At 53.4% G+C, this 2,582-nt stretch carries 2 protein-coding genes; both read left to right on the top strand.

Annotation, left to right across the window (positions count from 1 at the left end; all coding sequences use genetic code 11):
• The coding region (locus LCF59_RS17715) for a hypothetical protein (protein ID WP_292288942.1) at positions 1–186 on the top strand (186 nt) is incomplete at its 5' end.
• A 236-nt stretch (positions 187–422) separates the two neighbouring features.
• Entirely contained in the window at positions 423–2,480 is a 2,058-nt protein-coding gene (locus LCF59_RS17710; RefSeq protein WP_292288941.1) for a DUF262 domain-containing protein, read from the top strand.
• The last annotated feature ends 102 nt before the right edge of the window (positions 2,481–2,582 follow it).

The following is a 2,582-nucleotide window of genomic DNA, read 5'->3' as shown; positions in this document are numbered from 1 at the left end:
CCCAACATTACCGTCAAACTCACTGGCCATGATGGCAATGCTTTCACGGTGATTGGCCGGTGTTGTCAGGCCGCCCGAGAGTCTGGCCTCTCCGAGCGCGAGATCGCCGACTTTACAGCTGCCGCCACGGCTGGCGACTACGACCATCTGCTCCAGACGGCCTTGAAATGGTTCGAGATTGTGTGACAGCGGGTTGCAATCTGTTTTGTATGGTAGTGCGTGCCAATGTTGCGGTACGCGACAACGCCGAAATAGGCCTGTTCGTTGTCTTGAAAGTGCCAACTTGAGAAATGGCGTGTTAACTATGGGTCGGGGCACTTGGCACCCGTGGCACATATCCTTGCGTCGAGACGGCCGGATCAGGTGACAAGACCACATGTTTCACGTAGCTTCAGATGAAATGAGCATTTTGGAGGCGTTGGATGAAGGCTGCCGAGACCCGTGTCGACCGATTCCTTGCCAATAGCGAGACGGCTTTTGCAATCCCTGTATACCAGCGCAACTACGACTGGACCCGGGTCCAGTGCCAGCAGCTGTTCCATGACATCCTCACCGTCGGTACAGACGAGAACCTCTCCGGCCACTTTATCGGCAGTATCGTCTACGTGCATGATGATGTTTACACCGTCTCCGGCCTAAGAGAACTGACGATTATTGATGGACAACAGCGCCTGACAACATTGACGTTGATTTTCGCCGCCCTTTTTCGCTATGCCAGTGCCACCGGAAGGGATCAGCAAGCGCAACGGATATATAAGACGTACTTGATCAACGAGTTCGCCGAAGATGCCGAAAAGCTTAAGTTGAAGCCGACGGACAACAACAAAGCGGCGCTCGCACAAATCATGGATCCTAATGAAGCACTTAAAGCCGGAGGATATTCGCGGCTAATCGAGAACTTCCGCTTTTTCGAGGGACGCATCGACGATACCAACTTCGATATCGTCCTGCGGGGGCTCTCAAAGCTTTTCCTCGTCGACATCGCGCTGGAACGTGGAAAGGACAACCCACAGCGAACTTTCGAAAGTCTAAATTCAACGGGCTTGGAGCTATCCCAAGCCGATCTGATCCGCAATTATATTCTGATGGGTTTACCGAGGAGGGAGCAAGAGCAGGTCTTTCGTAACTTTTGGGAACCTATAGAGGCGAATGCTCAGAACCTCGAAGTCAATCAAAGTCGTGTTTCAGACTTCATCCGTGATTTTCTGACGCTGAAGCAGAAGGACATACCCAACAAGGGTGCGGTCTACGAGAAGTTCAAAGAGCGCTATCCTGTTCCGAATTCACCTGAACTAATGAAGGAGCTCGAGGAGCTGCGAGAGCTTTCTCACGTCTATGCGCGGCTGCTGAACCCGCAATTGGAGACGGACCCAGCAATTAGCAGGGAGCTAGGTTATATCCGAACGCTGGAAATCAATGTCGCTTACCCGTTCCTGATGCCGGTCTACCGAGATTTCACAAACGAGACGATCACTCGAGATTTGTTCGCCTCGGTGCTGCGATTGGTGCAGAGTTACGTCTGGCGTCGGTTTATTTTGAGCCTGCCAACGAACGCACTGAACAAGATTTTCATGAGCCTTTATGATCGGATCGAGCCTGGGGACTATCTGGCGTCAGTCGAGCGATCCTTGATGCAACGCGGCGGCACACAGCGCTTTCCACGCGATGCCGAGGTGGTGGCGATGCTCAAGGATAAGGATATTTACAGCACGAAGAGCCGCACACGCACCTACTTTTTCGACCGCCTCGAAAACCACAACAACCGCGAGCCCGTGGACGTCACAATGCCTGGCATCACGGTTGAACACATTTTTCCGCAAAACCCCGAAGCCGCCTGGCACAGCGATCTTGATGCAGAGGAATACGCGTTGCTGGGTGAAAAGTATCTGAATACAGTCGGCAATCTGACACTTTCGGGGAACAATGGGCGTCTGGGGAACAAGACTTTCTTAGACAAGCGTGATATGAACGAGAATGGTGGCGAACAGGGTTATCGCTTCAGCCGCCTTTGGCTTAATCGTGACCTTCAGGCATTGGAGAAGTGGGGAACTCAGGAGGTCGAGGCACGCGCCGAACGCATCGCTAAGCGATTTCTTGAGGTCTGGCCGGCGCCCCGCGTTGGCGTGGTGGCCGATGTCGACAGCGATGAAGTGAACATTTTCGACGCGGAGGAGCCACGCCACAAGCGGCTTGAACATGCAGTGTTCTTCGGAACCCGCCTGCAGGTAACACAGGTTGCTAAGCTGTATGCGGAAGTGCTTGAGCAGCTCCTGATGCTACAACCTGAAGCGTTTCACGGCACGAAACTTGGTGAACGAATCCAGTTGACGTCTGCTCCGGGCACTCTGCGTCAAGCCGTGCAGGTTGCCGATGGATACTTCATAGAGGGGAACATAGACTCAACCAGTAAGTTCGAGCGGCTAAAAGTAGCCCTTTCTGAACTCAATCTGGAGGAGGAGCTGCTCGTCAAATTCGCTTAGAATTCGTATTGGGACGACCAGGGTTCTCAATTCCAAGCCGTTCGGCCACATCCTCGAACCCCGGATCGGCTGCATAAATGCGCTCGAACTGCCGGCGCGCGC

The sequence above is a fragment of the Marivita sp. genome (assembly GCF_020055675.1).
Classification (GTDB): domain Bacteria; phylum Pseudomonadota; class Alphaproteobacteria; order Rhodobacterales; family Rhodobacteraceae; genus Marivita.
The sequence above is the reverse complement of the archived record's forward strand: the minus strand, read 5'-3'. Positions and strand labels throughout refer to the sequence as shown.